Source organism: Brevundimonas abyssalis TAR-001 (assembly GCF_000466985.1).
In the GTDB taxonomy this organism is placed as follows: Bacteria; Pseudomonadota; Alphaproteobacteria; order Caulobacterales; family Caulobacteraceae; genus Brevundimonas; species Brevundimonas abyssalis.
Genome location: NZ_BATC01000002.1, coordinates 1 through 20,372 on the forward strand (window position 1 = coordinate 1; position 20,372 = coordinate 20,372).

Here is a 20,372-nt window from a genome sequence, read left to right on the forward strand (position 1 = left end):
GGGGAACCCTCAGTGGGGGGACCTTTACCCTGCACTGGTGAGTGGTGGGGCGCTGCCGTCCCGTCCCGGATAGCCGCTGGCGCGGCTTCCGGGATGACAAGGGGCTAGGCTTGGCTCCGTCGGGGCTGTCGGGATGCGCCCCATTGCCCTTTCGCACTGCACAATCCATGCTCGCTCCCCTGACGTCGCCAGCGAGGGGATATGCCGGACGACAGGCTGGAGGTCGCGGCGGGGTTCGCTACGGAGCGGGGGCCGCGGGCGGATAATCAGGACTTTGGCGGGGTGCACCTGGCTCGCCCGAGGAGCAGCGCCTGCATGGGGTGATCGCGGCCATTGCGGATGGCGTCGGCGGGGCCCGGGGCGGGCGCGTGGCGGCCGAGCTGGCGGTGCGCAGCTTCATCGACGGCTATCTGGACCAGAAGCCCCTGTCGGGGGTGGCGGCGTCGGCGACGGCGGCCTTGCGCGGGTTCAACCGCTGGCTCCATGCGACCGGGCGCAGCGACCCCAAGATGGAGGGCGCGGCGGCCACGTTCACGGCCATGATCCTGCGCGGGCGCGAAGCGACGGTGGTCCATGTGGGCGACAGCCGGGCGTGGCACTGGCGCGACGGGGTGCTGACCCGTCTGACCGACGACCATGTGCTGAACCGGCCGGGGCAGGACCACATGCTGTTCCGCGCCGTGGGCATCGAGTCCGACGTGAAGCTGGACGTGCGGGTGCAGGCGCTGGAGCCGCACGACCGGTTGCTGCTGACCACCGACGGGGCGCACCGGGCGCTGAACGAGGCCGAGATCGGCCGCATTCTGGGCCGCCGCGCCTCGCCGGACGCCGACGCCCAGGCCGTCGTCCAGGCGGCGCTGGCGGCGGACGGGCAGGACAACGCCACCGCCATCGTCATCGACGTGATCCGCACCGGGGCGCTGGACTGGGCGTCGCTGGGGCCCGCAGCGAGGCCCTGCCCATGCCGCCGCCGCCGAAGGCCGGCGAGATCGTGGACGACTGGCGGCTGGAGCGGCAACTGGCCGACGGGCGGCACACGCGGCTGTTTCTGGCGCGGGATCGGCAGGGGGGCGACCCCGTGGTGCTGAAATTTCCCAAGCCCGGAAAGCTGCCCGAGGCGGACCTGCGCGCCATCCTGCTGCGCGAGGCCTTCATCGGCCAGCATGTGGACAGCCCCCATCTGGGCCGGACCCTGCCGGTCGACCCGGCGCGTCAGAGCCGGCTGTACAACGTCCAGCCCTTCTATGAGGGCGGCACCCTGCACGGGCGGCTGTCGCGGGGCGAGCCCATCCCCATGGCCGAGGGGGTGGCCATCGCGGCCTGCATCGCGCGGGCGGTCATGGCCCTGCACCGGCAGGGGGTCGTGCACCGGGACATCAAGCCGGACAATGTGATCCTGGGCCCGGACGGCGGGGTCAAGCTGATCGACCTGGGCGTGGCCAGGGTGGAGCGGGTGGAGGAGACCGGCGCGCGGGCCCCGGGCACCCCCGGCTTCGTGGCCCCGGAGATGTTCGCGGGCGACAGCGACGGGGACGAGAAGACCGACCAGTTCGCCCTGGGCGTGACGCTGTACCGGCTGTTCGCGGGCGAGGCGCCGTGGGGCGAGATCGATCCGGACAGCCGCCTGCCGTACGAGCGGCCCACGCCCCTGACGCGGCGGCGGCCGGACGCGCCCGCCTGGCTGGAGGCGGCGATCATGCGGGCCATCGCGCCGGACCCGGCCCACCGCTGGGCCGACGTGCAGGATCTGGTGCAGGCGCTGGAGAGCGGCGGGGCGCTGGCGGTGGAGCCGGCGCGCGAGATGTCGCTGCTGGAGCGCGACCCGGTGCGGTTCTGGAAGGGAGTCAGCCTGGTGTTGCTGATCGCCCTGATCGTGTCGCTGGTGCTGGGGTAAGAGCACCGCGGATCAGGGGCACCCTACCGCGTTCAGGCCGGCTCGCAACGCGTCCCCACCGCCGTCCAGTTCGACCTCGAGCGCGCCGTGCACGGCGATCCAGATGGGGGTGGCGCGGGCCAGCAGGGCGCGGCCCTCGTCGGTCAGGGTCGCGCGGCGCTGCGCCGGTCCTCGGGATCGATTGAAACGGTCGCCAGCCCCTGACGCTCCAGCGGCTTGAGGTTGGCAGTCACGGTGGACCGGTCCATGGCCAGCAGGGTCGCCAGCGCGCTGATGGGCGGCGGCGTGGGGCGGTTCAGGCCGTTCATCAGCGAGAACTGTCCGCTGGTGATGCCGAGAGGGCGGAACGCCTCGTCGAATCGCCGCGCCAGCCGTCGCGCCGCCCGCTGGGCGTGCAGGCACAGGCAATGGTCGCGGATGTGCAGGGTGGCCTGGAAGGCGGCGGGGATCGTCTTTGACATAGCTGTAATTATGTTGATATCAACGTAAAACGCAAGCAGTGAAACGGAGAGGAGTGCGTCATGATGCAGGTGTCCGCGTTTAAGTGGGTCCCGCCTTTCGCCCAAGGCTGGTGCGTGACCTCAGGGTCCGGTGGGCTCTGGAGGAGGCGGGGTTCGGCTATGACGACCACCTTCTGGGCCCCGAGGATCAGGCGTCGCCTACGTACCGGGCCTGGCAGCCGTTCGGTCAGGTGCCGGCCTTTCGCGACGACCGGGTGGAGATGTTCGAGTCCGGCGCCATCGTCCTCTATCTGGCCCAGAAGTCTGATCAGTTGATGCCTCGGGATGAAGCCGGGCGGGCCATGGTCATGACCTGGATGTTCGCGGCCCTGAACAGCGTGGAGCCCTTCGTCACCAATCTGGTGCTGATCGACCTGTTCTATGAAGGCGAGAGCTGGACGGTGGAGCGCCGTCCGCAGGTCGAGGCCGCCCTGCGCCGCCGCCTGGATGATCTTCAGACGGCGCTGGGCGAGCGTCCGTGGTTCGTGGGCGGCCAGTTCAGCGCCGCCGACATCCTGATGGCCACGGTGCTGAGGAACCTGCGGCACCTGGACATCCTGACGGACTATCCGGCGCTGTCGGCCTATCTGGAGCGGTGCACGGCGCGGCCGGCATTCAGGCGGGCCCTAGCCGAACAGATGGCGCCGTTCAAGGCGAACGAGCCCGCCTGAGCCGGGGGTCAGGCAAAGCAAAACGCCCGGTCGGGCGACCGGGCGCTTTCAATTCAGTCAGCAGATCAAGGATTACTTGATCTTGCCTTCCTTGAATTCGACGTGCTTCTTCGCGACCGGGTCGTACTTACGGACGACCATCTTCTCGGTCATGGTGCGGGCGTTCTTCTTGGTGACGTAGAAGAAGCCGGTGTCCGCCGTGGAGTTCAGGCGGATCTTGATGGAAGCCGGTTTGGCCATCGGGACTACCTTGGAGCAAGCGTCGAAACGTGAGTCTCGGCCGCGAAAATCGGAGCGGCGGAACATACTCAGGCCCGCGCCAAAGTCAACGGCGGGGCGGACCTTGTGCGCGTGTGCGCCGGTTTTCCTTGTGCGGGGCGGCCTGGCCGTTAGGCTGACGGCCATGAAAAGCACCCTGAAGGCCTTCAGCGCCCCCGTCGTCATCCTGTCCGCCCTGGCCATCGCCGCCTGCTCCCAGCCCGCCAATGACGAGGCTCCGGCGGCGGAAACCGGGACCGCCGACGCCCAGGACGCCTTCTTCGCCAATCTGACCGAGCTGTGCGGCCAGCGGTTCGAGGGCGAGGTGGTCACCGACGACCCCGTGGACGACGATTTCCGCGCCCAGCGCCTGCTGATGCACGTGCGCGACTGTTCCGACACCGAGATCCGCATCCCGTTCTGGGTCGGCGAGGACCACAGCCGCACCTGGGTCATCACCCGCAACGACGACGGCGGCCTGACCCTGAAGCACGACCACCGCGACCCGGACGGCACGGAGCACACCCTGCACTGGTACGGCGGCGACACCGAGACCGAGGGCACCGCCACGCGTCAGGAGTTCCCGGTGGATCAGTTCTCCATCGACCTGTTCAACCGCACCGACGCCCAGGTTTCGACCACCAATGTCTGGGCGGTCGAGGTGAACCCCGGCGACACCTATGTCTATGAACTGGCCCGCGAGAACCGCCTGCTGCGCGTCGCCTTCGACCTGACCGAGCCGCTGGAGGACCAGGGCTAGTCCACCTCGATCTCGAAGATCGTCACGGACGAGGCGACAATCTGGGGGACCAGAAGGCGGCCGCGGCGGGTGTCGTAACCGATGGCGGCGGGCACGGGGATGTCGGCCGCCACCGCGCGGGCCTCGCCCCCGGCGCTGACGTGATAGACGTTGTGACCGTTCTGGCTGGCCACCAGCAGGCCGCCGTCGGCGAGGGGAACAATGCCGTCGATGCGGCCGGTGGGCAGGGTCAGTTCCCGCACCACCGCGCCGGTCTGCGCATCGCGGAAGGTCAGCACGTCCGACAGCAGGCCCCCGTGCACCACCAGGCCCTCCGCCGTCACCGCGACGCCGTTGACCCGGTGCAGGTCGGCCGATCGCGCGACGAACGCCTCCACCGTCCCGTCCGGCTGGATGCGGTACAGGGCGCCGGGGTCGGTGTCGGTGCCGGAATCGGTGACATAGGCGACGCCCGCCTCGGTGACGTACAGGTCGTTCAGGCGCACCGCGTCCGGCACGTCGATGGAGCGCAGCGGCGCGCCGGTGCGCCGGTCGAAAATCCGGATGGCTCTCTGGTCCGCCACATGGATCTCGTCGCCCCGGATGAACAGGCCCAAAGGCTCATGGAGGCTAAGGCCGTCGACGCCGCCCTCGATCCACTTCAGCTCCAGCACCGCGCCCTCGGGCGACACCAGCGAGACGAAGCCGTCGTTGCCGGGCCCGCGCGGCCCCAGGTTGGCGACGATGTAGCGATCCTCCGCCGCGTCGTAGCGGACCGCCTCGGAGTTCTGGAACCCTACGTCGGCGATCACCTGCTGGGCGGCGGCCGGCGCGGCGAAGGCCAGGGCGGTGGGCAGGGCGAGCCGGGCGAGGGTCTTCATGGCTGATCTCCGGGAGGAAGGGTCAGTATGGCGTCCAAGCGTCGATGCACTGCGCTCAAGACGATGGGCGGGGCTCGGCCGATTGGCGAGAGACGTCCGGTTTCGACGGTGGCGATTTTCGCCGTCCTGATCACCGACGGCGCCGGCAAGCCGGCTTCGCCATAGTCATCCCCAAAGGACACGTCGCCGTCCCATGGTCGATTTTCGGCGCTTGTGATCATGAGAATCCAGACCAGACGCCCCGCGGGTCCCAAGGGCATGCTGGAAACCACCAGCGCGGGTCGATGCTGCTCGGTATTCCGATCCGTGTAGGGAAAGGGAGCCCGAACGATATCGCCGGGCTCAAAGATCGGCATAGGCCCGACGATCCGCTTCGCCGTCCCACTCGTCAAAGGTCGCGAAGGGGTCGTCCTGAACGGGCGCTCTGGCCTTGATCAGCGTGACCCGGCCATCCTTGATCTCATAGGCCAGTTCATCGCCTTCCTTCAGACCAAGCGCGTTGCGGACGGCCTGAGGAATGGTCGTCTGGGCCTTGCTGGTAAGACGGCTGGTGATCATGACGTAAGGATAATCCTTACCTGCTACACGTCAAGCTCCGCCACCGCGAACCGCGCGTTCTGCTGGATGAAGTCGAAACGGGCCTCGGCCTTGCGGCCCATCAGACGCTCGACCAGATCCATGATCTCGTCCTCGCTCTCAGGCAGGGTGACGCGGGCCAGGGTGCGCTTCTTCGGATCCATGGTGGTCTCCTTGAGCTGGGCCGCCATCATCTCGCCCAGGCCCTTGAAGCGGCCGATCTCGACCTTCTTGCCCTTGAAGGTGGTGGCCAGCAGTTCGTCCCTGTGCGCGTCGTCGCGGGCGTAGTCGCTGAGCGGTCCGGCGCTGATGCGGTAGAGCGGGGGCAGGGCCATGAACAGCCGGCCCTGACGGATCAGGTCCGGCATGGCACGGTAGAAGAAGGTGATCAGCAGGGCGGCGATGTGCGCCCCGTCCACGTCGCGTCGGTCATGATGACGATGCGCTCATAGCGCAGGTCATCGACGCTGAACCGACTGCCCGCCTGCACGCCCAGCGCCAGCATCAGGTCGGTCAGCTCCACGTTCTGGCGCAGCTTGTCGGCGGTGGCCGACGCCACGTTCAGGATCTTGCCGCGCAGGGGCAGGATGGCCTGGGTGGTGCGGTCCCGCGCCTGTTTGGCCGAGCCGCCGGCCGAGTCGCCCTCGACGATGAACAGCTCTGTGCCCTGTGCCGCCTGGCGCGAGCAGTCCGACAGCTTGCCGGGCAGGCGCAGCTTGCGGGTGGCGGCGGCGCGCTGGACTTCCTTGTCCTTGCGGCGACGCAGACGGTCCTCGGCCCGGTCGATGACAAAGCCCAGCAGGGTCGAGGCCTGTTTGGGACTTTCGGTCAGCCAGTGGTCGAACGGGTCGCGCACCAACTGTTCGGTTAGGCGCTGCCCCTCGGGCGAGGACAGGCGGTCCTTGGTCTGGCCCTGAAACTCGGGATTGCGGATGAACACCGACACCATGGCCCCGGCGTTGGCGATCACGTCCTCGGCGGTGATCAGGCCCGCGCGCTTTTCGCCCGACATCTCGCCATAGGCCTTCAGGCCCTTGACCAGGGCCGAGCGGAAGCCGGCCTCGTGCGTCCCGCCGTCGGGCGTCGGCACGGTGTTGCAGTAGGACGAGACGAAGCTGTCGGCGTCGCCGAAACCGATGGGCGACCAGGTCACGGCCCATTCCACAGCCCCGGCCTCGCCCTTCTTCTCGACCCGGCCCGCGAAGGCGGGGGTCACGGTGTCGATCTCGCCGATGCGCTCGGCCAGGGCGTCGGCCAGACCGCCGGGGAAATGCAGGGTCGCCTCGGCGGGGGTGGCGTCGGTGATCCGCTCCGGCGCGCAGGTCCATCTGATCTCGACGCCCCGGAACAGATAGGCCTTGGACCGCGTCATGCGGTACAGCCGCGCGGGCTTGAAGGCCGCGCCGTGGCCGAAGATCTCCTCATCCGGGCGGAAGCGGATCAGGGTGCCCTTCTTGCGGCTGGTCCCGACCTGTTCGATGGGGCCCAGCGGGTGCCCCCGGCTGAACGACTGCCGCCATTCATGCCCGTCGCGCCAGACGGTGACGTCCAGCCGTTCCGACAGGGCGTTGACCACGGACACGCCCACGCCGTGCAGGCCGCCGGAGGTCTCATAGGCCTTGCCCGAGAATTTGCCGCCCGAGTGCAGCACCGTCATGACGACCTCGAGCGCCGACTTGCCCGGGTGCTTGGGGTGCGGATCCACCGGGATGCCCCGGCCGTCGTCGCGCACGGACAGGAAGCCCTCGGCGTCCAGATCGACGGTGATCAGTTTGGCGTGGCGGGCCACGGCCTCGTCCATGGCGTTGTCCAGCACCTCGGCGAACAGGTGGTGCAGGGCCCGTTCGTCGGTGCCGCCGATGTACATGCCGGGCCGCTTGCGCACCGGCTCCAGCCCCTCGAGCACCTCGATGGACGAGGCGGAATAGGCGTTGGCCGCCCCGCCCGTGGGGGCCGGATGCGTCTCTACCGGCGCGGCCACGGCCTCGGGCGCGGCGGGGGCCTGGACCTTCAGTTCGGGCTTGTCCGCCTTGGGGGCGGGCTCGGGAAGGTCGTCAAACAGGGAAGCGGGAGAAGTCATGCGCCAGTCTTGCCGCGATTCGGGGAGCGATCAGCTAAGCCCCGACGCCTTCGGTAGCAAGCGTCAGCGGTTCAGCGCGCGGGCATGGACGGGCAGGGGCCGCGCCACAGGCCGTCGTGCGGGCGCGCGCCGTCGGGGGTCGTCGATGACTTCCGGCGGCGTCAGGGGCGCAAAGGCCCGCGCCAGCACCGCCATGAACAGGACCCACGGCAGGTCCTGGTGCCGCAGCAGAACGCTTTCCGACAGGCTCAGCAGCAGGAAGGCGGCCAGATAACCCGCCGCCCAGAAGCCTTCCTGACGGCCCGCCACGGGCAGGCGCAGGAAGCTGCCCATGACGCCGATCACCACCACGGCGCCCACGGACCAAACCCCGATCCAGCCCAGCTGGATCAGCACCTCCAGCCAGCCCTGGTGGGCCGAGGGCACGTCCCACTGGTTCTGGACGCGGATGTAGTTGGCCGGGTCGGAATGGAGGCCCCAGAAAGCAGCGTAGCCGTAGCCGGTCATGGGCCGCTGCTCGCTGAAGCGGCCGATGGCCTCCCAGATTTCGGTGCGCCCGGTCAGGGACGGGTCCTTGCCCAAGGCCTCAAGAATGAACTCCGGCGCGGAAATCAGGATGCCCACGCCCGCCGCCACGGCCACCACACCGGTCCAGACCCCCGCCACGGCCAGAGCCGGCCCCACCTTTCTCAGCACCCACAGCCCGCCGATAATCCCGCACGCGGCCATCAGGCACAGCAGGGCGGTCTTGGACTGGGTGCCCAGGATCATCAGCACGCAAAACGGAAAGGCGACCATGGCCAGCGCCCGGTGTGGCCCCGGCGAGGCCAGCACGGCGGCGGCGGACACGGCCCCCGCCACCATGACCCAGCCCATGGTGTTCTTCTCGTACCAGACGCCGCGCCACAGCCCGGCGTTGACGTCCTGGTGAATGCCGATGGAGGGCAGGGCCACCACGAAGATCAGGCTGAGCACCGCCAGGATCAGCGCCGTCTGGGTCAGCAGCACCGGCAGCCGTCGCCCCGGCCAGGCGGCGGCCAGATAGACCGCGAAAAAGGTGCTCATCACCAGGGCGATCACCCGCCGGATGGTGATGTCCGGCGCCAGCGACCAGTAGCGCGAGGCATAGGCCAGCAACGCCAGAAGAAGCAGGAGAAACAGCGGAAACCACAGCCGCGCCATGGCCTCATACCGCGACGCCATCAGGCCGAGGATCGCCACATAGGCCGGCAGCCACATCAGCCGCAGCAGGCTGGAGTCCGCGCCCCCGCCGCTGGACGGCGCGAACACCGGCCCGAGGATGGCGCCCGACAGCATGATCAGCAGCCCGATCGACGCCACGCGCTCCCACAGGGCCGGCTCCCGGTAACCGGGCGGCGGCGTCCTGTGCGGGGGTGTGGCGGGTGTGCGAGTCACGCGGTGGAGGTTGCGCGCCGGGCGTTAAGGATTGGCTTACTGGGAAGCGTGGCCCTCGGGCCTACGTCTTCTCCACGAACGTATCGATCACCTTCTTCTCGCCGGCCTTCTCGAAGTCCACCACCAGCTTGTTGCCCTCGATGGCGCGGATCGCGCCGTAGCCGAACTTCTGGTGGAACACGCGCTCGCCGCGCGCCCAGTTGGACGACGCCTTCGGGTCCCCCGTGGCGATCAGGCGGCCCTTGCCCTCGATGACGGCGTTGCGGGCCATGCGGTCGCGGGGCGTGGTGGAGGCGGTGAAGCTCTGGGCGCGCTTCCAGCCGGGGCTGGAGTATCCCGCGCCGAACACCGGCGTGTCGTCCCAGCGGGACTTGGCTTCCTTCAGACCCGGCCCGGCGCCGTAATAGCCGGTGTCGCTCTCGGCCTGCACATGGTCGATGGGCAGTTCGTCCACGAAGCGGCTGGGCAGCTGGCTGGTCCAGCGGCCATAGACCAGACGGTTGGCGGCGAAGCTGATGCGCGCGTCCTCGCGGGCCCGGGTGACGCCCACGTAGGCGAGGCGCCGTTCCTCCTCCAGACCCTTCTCGCCCTTCTCGTCGATGCTGCGCTGGGACGGGAACACCCCTTCCTCCCAGCCGGGCAGAAAGACCAGCGGGAACTCCAGCCCCTTGGCGGCGTGCAGGGTCATGATCTGCACCGCATCCTCGCCCGCGCCCCGGTCCAGATCCATGACCAGCGAGACGTGCTCCAGATAGGCCTGCAGGCTGTCGAACGCCTGCATGGACTGGGTCAGCTCCTTGAGGTTGTCCAGCCGGGTCTGGCCGCTCGCCCGGTCGGCGCGCTGCATGTCGGTGTAGCCGCTTTCCTCCAGAATGGTTTCGGTCAGCTCGCCGTGGGTCACGGTCCCCGCCATGGCCCGCCAGCGGTCCAGGTCGCGCACGAAATTGGACAGGGCCGTGCGGGTGCGGGCCTGCAGTTCGTCGGTGTTGATCAGGCCGCGCACGGCGGTCAGGGCGGACAGGTTGTGCTGGCGCGCGATGGCCAGGATCTTCTGCACCGAGGTGTCGCCGATGCCGCGCTTGGGCGTATTGACGATGCGCTCGAACGCCAGATCGTCGTCCTCGGACTGGATCAGGCGCAGATAGGCGTGGGCGTCGCGGATCTCGGCCCGCTCGAAGAAGCGCGGTCCGCCCACGACGGTGTAGGGAATGGCCAGCAGGACGAACCGCTCCTCGAACGCCCGCATCTGGAACGAGGCGCGCACCAGAATGGCGATGTCGCTGTATTTGCGGCCCGCGCGGCGCTGGGTCTCGATCTCGTCGGCGATCAGGCGGCTTTCGGCCTCGCCGTCCCAGACGCCCTGCACCCGCACCTTCTCGCCGCCGTCGGCCTCGGTCCAAAGGGTCTTGCCCAGACGGCCCTTGTTGGCCTCGATCAGGCCCGAGGCGGCGCCGAGGATGTGCGAGGTGGAGCGATAGTTGCGCTCCAGCCGGATCACCTTCGCGCCCGGGAAATCCCGCTCGAAGCGGAGGATGTTGTCCACCTCGGCGCCGCGCCAGCCATAGATGGACTGGTCGTCATCGCCGACGCAGCAGACGTTGCCGGTGGAGGACGACAGCAGCCGCAGCCACAGGTACTGGGCCACGTTGGTGTCCTGATACTCGTCCACCAGGATGTATTTGAACCGCCGCCGATAGTCCTCGGCCAGGCCGGGTTCTTGCCCAGGATGGTCAGGTTGTGCAGCAGCAGGTCGCCGAAATCGCAGGCGTTCAGTGACACCAGCCGCGCCTGATAGGCGGCGTACAGACCCTTGCCCTTGCCGTTGGCGAAGTCCTCGCCCGCCGGCAGGGTGTCCGGGGTCCAGCCGCGGTTCTTCCAGTGGTCGATCATCCCGGACAGGGATCGGGGCGTCCACCGTTTGGTGTCGATGTTGGCCGCTTCCAGCAGCTGTTTCAGCACCCGTTCCTGATCGTCCATGTCGAGGATGGTGAAGCTGGATTTCAACCCCACCAGCTCCGCATGGCGGCGCAGGATCTGGGCGGCCACGCTGTGGAAGGTGCCCAGCCAGCGCAGGCCCTCGGCCGACGGCCCGATCAGATGGGTGATCCGCTCTCGCATCTCCCGCGCGGCCTTGTTGGTGAAGGTGACCACCAGCAGCTCCCACGGCCGGGCCTTGCCCGTGGCCAGGATGTGCGCCAGCCGGGTGGTCAGGACCCGCGTCTTGCCCGTGCCCGCGCCCGCCAGCACCAGCACCGGCCCCTCGGTGGTCTCGACCGCCAGCCGCTGTTCGGGATTGAGCCCGGCCATGTAGTCGCCGGCGCCCTGCGGGGCGCCTCGGGCGGGCGGGCGCGGGCCAGGTCGGAAATGCGGGGAGACGGAAGATCGGTCACGAAACGAAAGGCTGCCTGATGCGGATTCGGAAAGGGAGAACATAAGTAGCACGCAGCGACGCGCCAGCGCGACCGCAGGGAACCGCAAGGCTTCGATCCCGTTCCGGCTCCATCAGAAAACAATGGGAGGATTCAATCATGGCGGAAGACGGCAAGGGAGGCGGCAACTCCGGCCTGGCGTTCATCGTCGGCGGACTGCTCGTGGTGGTGATCGTCATCGCCTGGTTCCTGTTCGCGGGCGGCGGCATGCCGGGCGGCGAAAAGGACGTGGACATCGATGTCAGCATGCCTGAGGCGCCCGCAGCGCCCGCCGGCGAATAAGGAGCACGCTTCATGACCGACCCCAACCTGCCTCCGACCTCGACCCCGCCCCCGGAAGAGCCCCGGCCCCAGACGACCATCCACAACAATGCGCCGCCGCCCGAGAAATCCGGCGGGGGAGGCAGCGGCTGGCTGATCTTCATCGTCGGCGGCCTGGTTGTGCTGGTGGCGATCCTGGCCTGGGTGTTCTGGTCCGGCGGCGCCATGACCCCGACGTCCGAGGACCGCGACGTGGACATCAGCATCGAGGCGCCCACTCTGCCTGATATGCCCGAGCCCCCGGCCAACCCGCTGCCGGAGGCCCCGGCACCGGATCCGGCGCCCGCCACGGCGGAATAAGCTTCGGAAAACAGACTGACGTCCCGGTCCCAGCGGCCGGGGCGTTTTTCTATGGCCCGACCGGATGGCGACCGCGCCAGTCCAGGGCGGTCAGGCGACAGGCCGAGGCGAGGGGCCGTCGACCGCGGTTCGCATCGATACGGGCCACCAGGCCCGCGGCGGTCAGGCCGTCATGGGCTGCGATCTCGTCCAGCACCGCCCAGAATTCCGGCTCCAGCGCCACCGAGGTGGCGTGGCCGGCGAGCAGGACGGAGCGCTTCTTCAGGGTCGACACAACACGGTCCCATCAATCCGGGTCAGGTTACGCAGGTTCGTTCGCAACTTCGGGCGGGTCATCATGAGGCGGCCCGATCCTACGGCCATTTCACCTCGGGCGGCATTGAGCTGAGGATCGAGTCCACATTGCCGCCGGTCTTCAGGCCGAAGGTGGTGCCCCGATCGTAGAGCAGATTGAATTCCACGTATCGTCCGCGTCTTATGAGCTGTTCCTCGCGTTCAGCCTCCGTCCACGGTTCGCCCATCCGCGCGCGCACCAGCCGGGGATAGACGTCCAGAAAGGCCAGACCCACGTCGCGGGTGAAGGCGAAGTCCCGGTCCCAGTCGCCGCTGTCGTGGTGGTCGTAGAAGATGCCGCCGACGCCGCGCGGCTCGTTGCGGTGGGGCAGGAAGAAATACTCCTCGCACCAGGCCTTGTATTTGGCATGCCAGTCCGGGTCGTGGGCGTCGCAGGCTCCCTGCATGGCCGCGTGGAAATCGACCGCGTCCGGGAAGTCCTGCTGACGTTGCCAGGCCAGCAGCGGGGTCAGGTCGGCGCCGCCGCCGAACCAGCTTTTGGTCGTGGCGATGAAGCGGGTGTTCATGTGCACGGCGGGCACGCGGGGGCTCTTCATGTGGGCGATCAGGCTGACGCCCGTGGCGAAGAAGCGGGGATCGTCCGCCGCGCCCGGCACCTGTCTGGCGTAATCCGCCGGGAACTCGCCGTGGACGGTGGAGACGTGCACGCCCACCTTCTCGAACAGGCGGCCGTGCATCATGCCCATGACGCCGCCGCCGCCCGCTTCGCGGTTCCAGGGGGTGCGCACGAACCGGCCCGGCTCGCCCGGATAGAGATCGGCGGGGGCCTCGTCCTCCAGCGCCTCGAAGGCGGCGCAGATGCGGTCGCGCAACTCTTCGAACCAGGCGCGGGCGCGGGCTTTGCGGTCATCCATGGCGGGATCAGGGGTGTCGGTCATGGGGCGATTGAAACCACGGTTGAGCCCCGCGCAACAGAGCCGGCGATCGCGGGCGCTTGTGTCGCAGGACCGGGGCGGACACTCTGGCGCCGTTCGATCAGGGGAGTCGCTTCATGAACCGTTTCGCCGCCGCCGCCGTTGTCAGCCTTGTCATGGCCGTCCCCGCCGCATCCCAGACGCCCGAACAGGCGCGCGCGATCCTCGAGACCACGCCGCTGGTCGACGGGCACAACGACCTGCCCTGGGCGCTGCGCCAGCGGTTCGGCTCGGACGTGCACGGGGTGGACCTGACCCAGGACCAGTCGGGACTGGCGCCGTCGCTGCACACGGACATCCCCCGCCTGCGGTCCGGCGGGGTGGGGGCGCAGTTCTGGTCCGTGTATGTGCCCGCCGGCATGGAGCCGCTGGAGGCCGCCCGGGCGACCTTCGAGCAGATCGACGTGGTCAACCGGATGCTGGCCGCCTATCCGGACGCCTTCGCTTTCGCGGCCACGGCGGACGATGTGGAGCGTCTCCATCGGGAGGGCCGCATCGCGTCGCTGATCGGCATCGAGGGCGGATACTCCATCGCGGAGTCCATGGGTCTGCTGCGCCAGTTCTTCGAGGCGGGCGTGCGCTACATGACCCTGACCCATTCGGCGACCACCAGCTGGGCCGACTCGGCCACCGATGCGCCGCAGCACGACGGCCTGACGCCCTTCGGCGAAGCGGTGGTGCGCGAGATGAACCGGCTGGGCATGCTGGTGGACCTGAGCCATGTGTCCGAGGCCACCATGATGGACGCCATGCGGGTGTCCGCGGCGCCGGTGATCTTCTCCCACTCCTCGGCCCGCGCCGTGACCGACCACCCGCGCAATGTGCCCGACAGCGTGCTGCGCCTGATGCCCGAGGACGGCGGGGTGGTCATGGTCACCTTCGTGCCGGGCTTCGTGAACGAGGATGTGCGGGCCCACGGCGCGGCCATGGCGGCCGAGCGGGCGCGGCTGCAATCGCTCAACCCGGGTGATCCCGAGGCCGTGACGGCGGGGCTGGCCGCGTGGCGTGACGCGAATCCGGCGCCGGTCGCGACCATCGCCGACGTGGCGGATCACATCGACCACATTCGTCGGGTAGCGGGGGTGGATCACGTGGGGCTGGGCGGCGATTTCGACGGGGTCGGGTCGTTGCCCGAGGGCCTGACCGGGGTAGAGACCTACCCCGCCCTGCTGGCTGAACTGATGCGGCGGGGCTGGTCGGAAGCGGACATCCGCAAGCTGTCGGGCGAGAACGTGCTGCGGGCCATGCGAGCGGCGGAGGCGACGGCGGCGCGAATGGCGGACCAGCGTCCGTCCCTGGCCCGCATCGACGACTAGATCTCGGCGCGGGCCATGCGCAGGAAGCCTGCCACGTCGACGGTCTCGGCCCGCGCGTCGGGGTCGATGCCGGCGGCTTCGCACAGGGCCGCGCCGCCCAGGGTCTTGAGGCTGGACCGCAGCATCTTGCGGCGCTGGCCGAAGGCGGCGGCGGTGACCTGCTCCAGCCGCTTCAGCACAGCGGGCTCGGGCCGGTCGGGCCGGGGCGTCAGATGGACCACGGCGGAGTCCACTCGCGGCGGCGGGGTGAAGGCGCGGGCCGGCAGATCCATGACCACGCGCGCCTCGCACACCGCCTGGCTGATGACCGCCAGACGGCCGTAGGCGTCGTCGCCCACGTCGGCGGCGACCCGCTGGGCCACCTCCTTCTGGAACATCAGGGTCAGGGCGTGGGGCGTCCACGGGCCGGTCAGCCACTTGATCAGCAACGGCGTGCCCACATTGTAGGGCAGGTTGGACACCAGATGCGCCGGGCCATCGACAAGCTCGGCTTCCTTCACCTTCAGGGCGTCGGCCTGGATGATCTCGAGGCGACCCGACCCGTCGTCCAGTTCGGTGAGCAGGGGGACGAAGCGGGGGTCCTTCTCGACCAGCACCACCTTGCCCGCATCGCTTTCCAGCAGGGCGCGGGTCAGGCCGCCGGGGCCGGGGCCCACCTCGATCACCGCACGGCCCTCGAACGGCCCGGCGAGGCGGACGATCTTTCGCGTGACGTTCAGGTCCAGCAGGAAGTGCTGGCCGAAGCTCTTCTTGGCCGACAGCCCGTGGGCGTCCAGGGTTTCGCGCAGGGAGGGGAGGTCGGTCATGAGGCGGCGTGGCGGGCGTCGGCCATGGTGGCGGCCAGACGGATGGCGGCGATCAGGCTGTCGGGCCGAGCGACGCCCTTGCCGGCGATGTCGAAGCCTGTGCCGTGGTCCGGCGAGGTGCGGATGATGGGCAGGCCCAGGGTGGCGTTCACCCCGCCCCAGAAGTCCAGTGTCTTGACCGGGATCAGGGCCTGATCGTGATACATGCAGAGGGCCGCGTCATAGGCGCGGCGCGCCTCGTCGTGGAACAGGGTGTCGGCGGGCAGGGGATCGGTGATCTGTATCCCCTCGGCGCGCAGGGCCTCGGCCGCCGGCTTCAGGATCTCGATCTCCTGCAGGCCCAGCGCCCCGCCTTCACCCGCGTGGGGGTTCAGGGCCGCCATGGCCAGACGGGGGCGGGCGATGCCGAAATCACGCTTGAGGCACTCGTGGACCACCCGCGCCGTGCGGCGGATGCGGGCGTCGGTGACCAGTTCTGGCACCTCGTCCAGGGAGACGTGGATGGTGACCAGACAGGCGCGCAGGTCCCTGGCGGTCAGCATCATCACCGGCCCCCGCGAGCTGGATAGGGCGTGTCGGCGGTCAGTTCGGCGATGAACTCGGTGTGGCCCGGAAAGCGAAAGCCGGCGGCGTACAGCGGCGCCTTGGCGATGGGGGCGGTGACGAGGCCGGACACGTCTCCCACCAGGGCCAGATTGACCGCCTGCTCGATCCAGTCGGCCACCGCGCCGGCGTTGGCCGCGTCGGGGCGGCCCGGCGTGACGGACGCGGGCGCGGGTCTGTCGAGGATGGGCAGGGCCTGCCCGAAACGGGCCCTCGCCTCGGCGGGATCATGGATTGAAGCCAGGGGTGAGGCACCCGCCGCCGCCAGGGTCCTGCTGTCGCCGATGACGACGAAGGCCGCGTCCGGGTCGTCCCTAAGTACAGCCCAGGCCTTGTGGATGATCTCCGGACCGACTCCGGCGGGTTCGCCCAGCGTCAGAGCCAGGGGCGCGCGCATGGATGCGGCGGGCGCCCCCGTCATGGCTCAGCTCTTGAAGTCGATATGCGCATCTTCCCGAAGATCGCGGATATAGCGACGCGCCAGCATGGAAAGCTGCTGACCCCTCAGGCGGTTTTCGACCTCGTTGAAATTCGGGGCCTCGGGGCCGCCCGCGCGACGATCGCAGACCGCAAGCAGGTGCACGCCCAGCGGCGTGCGCACAGGAGCGCTGATCGCGCCGACCTCGGCCGAGCGGGCCACCTGCTGGAACTGCGGCGCAAGGTCATCCACATCGGACTCGCCGAGATCGGCGCCCAGCATGTCCGTCTCCTGACGGGAGCGCTCGAGGATGTTGTCGCAGGTCAGCCCGGAGCGGAAGCCGTTGAGACGCTCGGTGGCGGCGGCGATGACCTCGTCGGAAGCGTCCGCGTCCGCCTCGATCATCACCTGACGCAGGTTCACCAGGCTGGTGGAAGAGCCGTCACGCTTGTCGCGGAGATAGATGATGTAGACCCCGCCATCGACCGGAATGGGGCGCGAGAGCTGGCCGGCTTCCATATTGTCCAGGGCGACTTGCAGGCCCTGGGGCACTTCACCCTGGATCAGCCAGCCGGCGTCGCCGCCGCTGGCGGCCGACGGGGCGGCGGAGAACTGGCGGGCCACCGCCATGAAGGGCGCCCCCTGGATGATCTGCTGCACCAGCTGGTTGGCGCCGTTCATGGCCGCCTGCTGGCCGCCGACGCGCGATGCGTCGAGGAAGATTTCGCCGACCAGATACTGGGGGCGGCTGGCGGCGGCGGAGATGCGCTGAATGGTCTGGTCCACCTGGTTCCGACCGACGCGCGCGCGGGGACCGAACCGGCCCCGCACAAGGGCCTCCCATCCGATGCGGACCCGCATCTCCTCGCGAACGGTTTCGGGCCGGACGCCGGCCTCCCCGAGATAGCTGAGATAAGCCTCGGGCGTGATGCCCACGGATTGGGCGAGCATGGCGAGCTCGGCGTCCACATCCTCATCGGGAATGTTGACCTCGTAACGTGTCAGCTCCTGCCGTTGCAGCTTCTCGTCGATAAGGTTGTTCAGAGCCTGCTGCTGGATGGCCGGCAGGTTCTCGGCGGTCGGCTGGACCTGGGTCATGGCGATGAGCAGCAGCATGCGCTGACGCAGCTCATAGCTGGTGATCGGCACGTCATTGACGAGCACCACCAAGCCTTCGGCCAGATCGAAATCCGCAGCCGGGGCCGGACGCTGCGGGGCCTGCTCCGCGGAAGGGTCCAGCTGGCCGGCCACGGGCGTATTCGGCGCGGTCTGCGCCACTGCCAACTGGCCCGGCGCCGCAGAAGCCAACATGGCCGCGACCGCGACCCCCGCCGTGTAACGCTTGAAAAGCATGTCTCGTCTTTGTCCCTGGATCCGCTCAGTGCACATTTCGGCGGAGCGTACCGATGAATGGCGCCCATATCATGGTTCGGACGGACGTCCGATCACCACATGTCATCGCGTTGATAACCTGTACCGCCCAATGTGGCGAGGGTTAGGCGCACATAGGCCCCGGTGCGCGGTCCGGACGGGTCCACACGCGTGTTGTCGCGGCGGTATCCGATCTCGAAGCGGATGCAGTCATCCTCGAACAGGAGGCCGACCTCGCCCCGCGTGAAGCGGTCCTCCTGAAGGTCCACGATGCCGCGACTGGCCACACCCCAGTTGCCGCTGACGAACTGCTGGCCGCTGAACTGAACGAACTCGTAGTTCCGGTAGGTCCGGGTGGCCAGGGGCAGGCTGGGGTCGACATCGACGGGGTTAGAGCGGTCGACGATATAGCTGACCGTGGCCAGGTTCCGCGCGCCCCAGGAGCCATCCACCATGACCTCCGCCCGGCGGACCTCGCCGTCTTCGTCGATCTGGGCGTGGGCCCAGCCCCGGATCTGCGATCCGGGCGAGAAGGTCGCCGAGACGACCCAGTCCGAGGCCCGATCCGCCAGGCCTGAGGGGTCGAAGAGCTTCCGGTTCCGTCGCCGGTGGGCACCAGGTAGCGGTCCTCCCGTTCGTCACGCCAGCCGCGCCCAAGGAAGATGCTGGCCGAACGATCGTTATCCCAGCGCAGGCTGGCTCGTCCTCCCGCCACAAGGCGCAGGCCGCCTTCGTAAAGGTCGTGGCCGGTGAAACGGTCGACCGCGAACAGGGAGGTCTCATCCAGATCCGTCACCTGACTGTCCTCGTTGGGCAGGCGGGGATCGAGGTCGGCGCGATTGGAGATCGAAATCTGTGCCAGGGGCTCCAGGACCAGATCCGCACCGTTCTCGAACCGGCGGATCAGCGGATAGCTGACATCAAGCCCTGCGGTGGCCCGCACACGAGTCGTCGTCACGGCGTCATCGCCCGCCGAGGGAAGATCCTCCACCGCGTAGGCGTCGCCGCGCAGATTGATGAAGGGCTCCCATCTCAGTCCGATGGGGGACGTCAGTATGCGACGCCAGTCCGCGCTCAGCACGATCCGCGCGCTGTCCACGCCCGGATAGCCGGAGAAATTCGGGTCGGAAGGGTCGGCTGAGGGGACCTGATCCGGCGCCAGGACCGGCGCGCCCACATAGTTTTCGCGAATCAGCACCGCCGCATTTCCGCTCAGGCGAAGCCGGCCCCCGAGGATGTCCTGACGCGGCTCCCACATGGCCTCGATCACCGGGGCCGCGACCGGCGTGACGCCGTCACGCTCGAAGACATTGTTGGCCGGGTTGGCCCGATCGACCTCCAGGACCCGGAGGCTCTGAATGGTGAAGGCCGCCGCTGACAGGTAGGATCGTTCCGTCTGATGTTCGGCGTAGACCTGCGAGATCAGACGGCGGCGGTCGCCGTGATAGAGACCGTTGTCCTGATAGGGGTCTTCCGTCCCGTAGCGGTCGAACAGCGTCTTGTCCGACGCCCGCTCCGCGGTGAAGCCCCAGCGCCATGGTCCGGCCGGATCAAAGGCGCCATGGGCCAGCAGATAGCCGCGATGATCCTGATCCTCGACCCCGGGGATGTCCTCGTATGTGTAACCGGCCCTGGCCTCGACGATCCCGTCGCCGAAATGACGGCGCCACTGAAGGTTCAGAAACGGGTTCACATCGGTGTTGAACTGGGGGCTGATGATCCAGTCCTCGGACGGCGAACGGACGATCAGATAGGGCTGTTCGTACGAAAGCCTCGCGCCTCGTCGTACTCGATGCCGGGGACCAGGAAGCCCGAGGCGCGCTCCACCGTCGGGTCAGGATGCGCGAAGAAGGGCAGCCACAGCACCGGCACGCCGCCCACGCGGAACAGGGCGTTCTCGTACAGGATGGCGCGCAGGCTCTCGTCCTGCACCACCTTCCGGGCCTGAATGGACCAGGTCGGCTCCTTGCGCCGGCCGTCGTCGTCGCAGATGGGGCAGGGGGTGAACAGGGCGTAGTTCAGCTCGTTGACGGCCTGCGACCGCCGGACGGCCGTCGCCGCCATCAGATGACTGCCGTCGACGCCGCGGACTGCCAGATTCACAGCCACGCCGGTCTGCAGATTCTCGTTCAACTCGAGCCGATCTGCGGTCACCACCGTGCCGTCGACGTCGATCAGTTCGACATCGCCCGACGCCGTCGCGACACCGGTGTTGAGATTGTAGGTGACCTCCCGACCGCGAAGATTCCGACCTTCGAACCGGGCCAGGACGCGCTCATTTTCGCCCCGAGCCGCAACTTCGCCGGTGTCGCCGTCGCGAGTGACGTCCTCCGCCTCTATATAGAGGGCTTCCGGCGGAAGGCGTTCGGATGACGGTTGCTGGGCCAAGGCGACGCCGGGCCCGAGCAGCACGACAGCCGCACCCGTGAGCAGGCGTCGACGCATGGTCGATCCGCTGTTCAAACGCCAGGCCTGCGGCATGCTCACCAAGTCTTGCTCCCGGCCGAAACGACGCGGCTTTCCGG

19 protein-coding genes and 3 pseudogenes are annotated in these 20,372 nt (G+C 68.7%); 7 read left to right on the plus strand and 15 right to left on the minus strand.

Annotated elements, in window-relative coordinates; genetic code table 11:
• The first annotated feature begins 320 nt into the window (after positions 1-320).
• Entirely contained in the window at positions 321-1,088 is a 768-nt protein-coding gene (locus MBEBAB_RS16970; protein WP_021695961.1) for a PP2C family protein-serine/threonine phosphatase, read from the plus strand.
• On the plus strand, positions 992-1,894 hold the full coding sequence (locus MBEBAB_RS16975; RefSeq protein ID WP_242397013.1) for a serine/threonine-protein kinase: 903 nt from the start codon (positions 992-994) through the stop codon (positions 1,892-1,894). Before MBEBAB_RS16970 ends, MBEBAB_RS16975 begins: the two co-directional genes overlap by 97 nt.
• 143 nt (positions 1,895-2,037) lie before the next feature.
• Here MBEBAB_RS16975 and MBEBAB_RS00535 read toward each other — a convergent pair whose 3' ends face one another.
• Positions 2,038-2,355, minus strand: coding sequence for a MarR family winged helix-turn-helix transcriptional regulator (locus MBEBAB_RS00535; protein ID WP_021695963.1), 318 nt, complete (start codon positions 2,353-2,355; stop codon positions 2,038-2,040).
• Between the two features lie 110 nt (positions 2,356-2,465).
• On the opposite strand from MBEBAB_RS00535, the gene MBEBAB_RS00540 reads away from it, so the two are divergent.
• Positions 2,466-3,065 (plus strand): glutathione S-transferase family protein, encoded by a 600-nt coding sequence (locus MBEBAB_RS00540; protein WP_021695964.1) that lies wholly within the window; start codon positions 2,466-2,468, stop codon positions 3,063-3,065.
• Positions 3,066-3,137: 72 nt separating this feature from the next.
• Here MBEBAB_RS00540 and rpmG read toward each other — a convergent pair whose 3' ends face one another.
• Complete coding sequence (gene rpmG, locus MBEBAB_RS00545; RefSeq protein ID WP_021695965.1) at positions 3,138-3,305, minus strand: 50S ribosomal protein L33; 168 nt, start codon at positions 3,303-3,305, stop codon at positions 3,138-3,140.
• 163 nt (positions 3,306-3,468) lie between these two features.
• Here rpmG and MBEBAB_RS00550 point away from each other — a divergent pair, with 163 nt between their 5' ends.
• Complete coding sequence (locus MBEBAB_RS00550) at positions 3,469-4,083, plus strand: hypothetical protein (protein WP_021695966.1); 615 nt, start codon at positions 3,469-3,471, stop codon at positions 4,081-4,083.
• On the opposite strand, the gene MBEBAB_RS00555 is transcribed toward MBEBAB_RS00550, so the two are convergent.
• From MBEBAB_RS00555 to MBEBAB_RS00575, 6 genes and pseudogenes are all read right to left on the minus strand, one after another.
• Positions 4,080-4,943: an SMP-30/gluconolactonase/LRE family protein gene (locus tag MBEBAB_RS00555; protein ID WP_021695967.1), complete on the minus strand. Its 864-nt coding sequence runs from the start codon at positions 4,941-4,943 to the stop codon at positions 4,080-4,082. The genes MBEBAB_RS00550 and MBEBAB_RS00555 overlap by 4 nt on opposite strands.
• Positions 4,940-5,299: a type II toxin-antitoxin system PemK/MazF family toxin gene (locus MBEBAB_RS15400; protein WP_081703363.1), complete on the minus strand. Its 360-nt coding sequence runs from the start codon at positions 5,297-5,299 to the stop codon at positions 4,940-4,942. The genes MBEBAB_RS00555 and MBEBAB_RS15400 overlap by 4 nt, the downstream gene beginning before the upstream one ends.
• A complete protein-coding gene (locus tag MBEBAB_RS00560; RefSeq protein WP_021695969.1) occupies positions 5,286-5,501 on the minus strand; it encodes an AbrB/MazE/SpoVT family DNA-binding domain-containing protein in 216 nt (71 codons plus the stop codon). The genes MBEBAB_RS15400 and MBEBAB_RS00560 overlap by 14 nt, the downstream gene beginning before the upstream one ends.
• A gap of 23 nt (positions 5,502-5,524) precedes the next feature.
• A pseudogene (gene parE, locus MBEBAB_RS00565) lies at positions 5,525-7,599 on the minus strand (DNA topoisomerase IV subunit B).
• A 63-nt stretch (positions 7,600-7,662) separates the two neighbouring features.
• Complete coding sequence (locus MBEBAB_RS00570) at positions 7,663-9,015, minus strand: O-antigen ligase family protein (protein WP_242397000.1); 1,353 nt, start codon at positions 9,013-9,015, stop codon at positions 7,663-7,665.
• A gap of 61 nt (positions 9,016-9,076) precedes the next feature.
• Positions 9,077-11,405 (minus strand): annotated as a pseudogene (locus MBEBAB_RS00575) (ATP-dependent helicase).
• Between the two features lie 138 nt (positions 11,406-11,543).
• Here MBEBAB_RS00575 and MBEBAB_RS00580 point away from each other — a divergent pair.
• Positions 11,544-11,726: a hypothetical protein gene (locus tag MBEBAB_RS00580; RefSeq protein WP_021695973.1), complete on the plus strand. Its 183-nt coding sequence runs from the start codon at positions 11,544-11,546 to the stop codon at positions 11,724-11,726.
• A 12-nt stretch (positions 11,727-11,738) separates the two neighbouring features.
• Positions 11,739-12,065 carry a hypothetical protein gene (locus MBEBAB_RS00585; RefSeq protein WP_021695974.1) on the plus strand — a complete coding sequence of 109 codons (327 nt, stop codon included), beginning with the start codon at positions 11,739-11,741 and terminating at the stop codon, positions 12,063-12,065.
• Positions 12,066-12,114: 49 nt separating this feature from the next.
• On the opposite strand, the gene MBEBAB_RS00590 is transcribed toward MBEBAB_RS00585, so the two are convergent.
• Positions 12,115-12,339, minus strand: a complete 225-nt coding sequence (locus MBEBAB_RS00590; RefSeq protein ID WP_021695975.1) for a ribbon-helix-helix domain-containing protein — start codon at positions 12,337-12,339, stop codon at positions 12,115-12,117.
• A 79-nt stretch (positions 12,340-12,418) separates the two neighbouring features.
• On the minus strand, positions 12,419-13,297 hold the full coding sequence (gene hemF, locus MBEBAB_RS00595; RefSeq protein WP_021695976.1) for an oxygen-dependent coproporphyrinogen oxidase: 879 nt from the start codon (positions 13,295-13,297) through the stop codon (positions 12,419-12,421).
• A 113-nt stretch (positions 13,298-13,410) separates the two neighbouring features.
• Between hemF and MBEBAB_RS00600 the strand changes: the two genes are divergently transcribed.
• On the plus strand, positions 13,411-14,649 hold the full coding sequence (locus MBEBAB_RS00600; RefSeq protein WP_021695977.1) for a dipeptidase: 1,239 nt from the start codon (positions 13,411-13,413) through the stop codon (positions 14,647-14,649).
• Here MBEBAB_RS00600 and rsmA read toward each other — a convergent pair.
• From rsmA to MBEBAB_RS16980, 5 genes and pseudogenes are all read right to left on the minus strand, one after another.
• Positions 14,646-15,455, minus strand: a complete 810-nt coding sequence (rsmA, locus tag MBEBAB_RS00605; protein WP_021695978.1) for a 16S rRNA (adenine(1518)-N(6)/adenine(1519)-N(6))-dimethyltransferase RsmA — start codon at positions 15,453-15,455, stop codon at positions 14,646-14,648. The genes MBEBAB_RS00600 and rsmA overlap by 4 nt on opposite strands.
• Positions 15,452-16,455, minus strand: a pseudogene (pdxA, locus tag MBEBAB_RS00610) (4-hydroxythreonine-4-phosphate dehydrogenase PdxA). The gene rsmA and the pseudogene pdxA overlap by 4 nt, the downstream one beginning before the upstream one ends.
• Positions 16,456-16,482: 27 nt before the next feature.
• Positions 16,483-17,829, minus strand: a complete 1,347-nt coding sequence (locus MBEBAB_RS00615) for a peptidylprolyl isomerase (RefSeq protein ID WP_021695980.1) — start codon at positions 17,827-17,829, stop codon at positions 16,483-16,485.
• A 142-nt stretch (positions 17,830-17,971) separates the two neighbouring features.
• Positions 17,972-19,540: an LPS-assembly protein LptD gene (locus tag MBEBAB_RS00620; RefSeq protein WP_021695981.1), complete on the minus strand. Its 1,569-nt coding sequence runs from the start codon at positions 19,538-19,540 to the stop codon at positions 17,972-17,974.
• A gap of 53 nt (positions 19,541-19,593) precedes the next feature.
• Positions 19,594-20,292, minus strand: a complete 699-nt coding sequence (locus MBEBAB_RS16980) for an LPS-assembly protein LptD (protein WP_242397001.1) — start codon at positions 20,290-20,292, stop codon at positions 19,594-19,596.
• Positions 20,293-20,372: the final 80 nt, after the last annotated feature.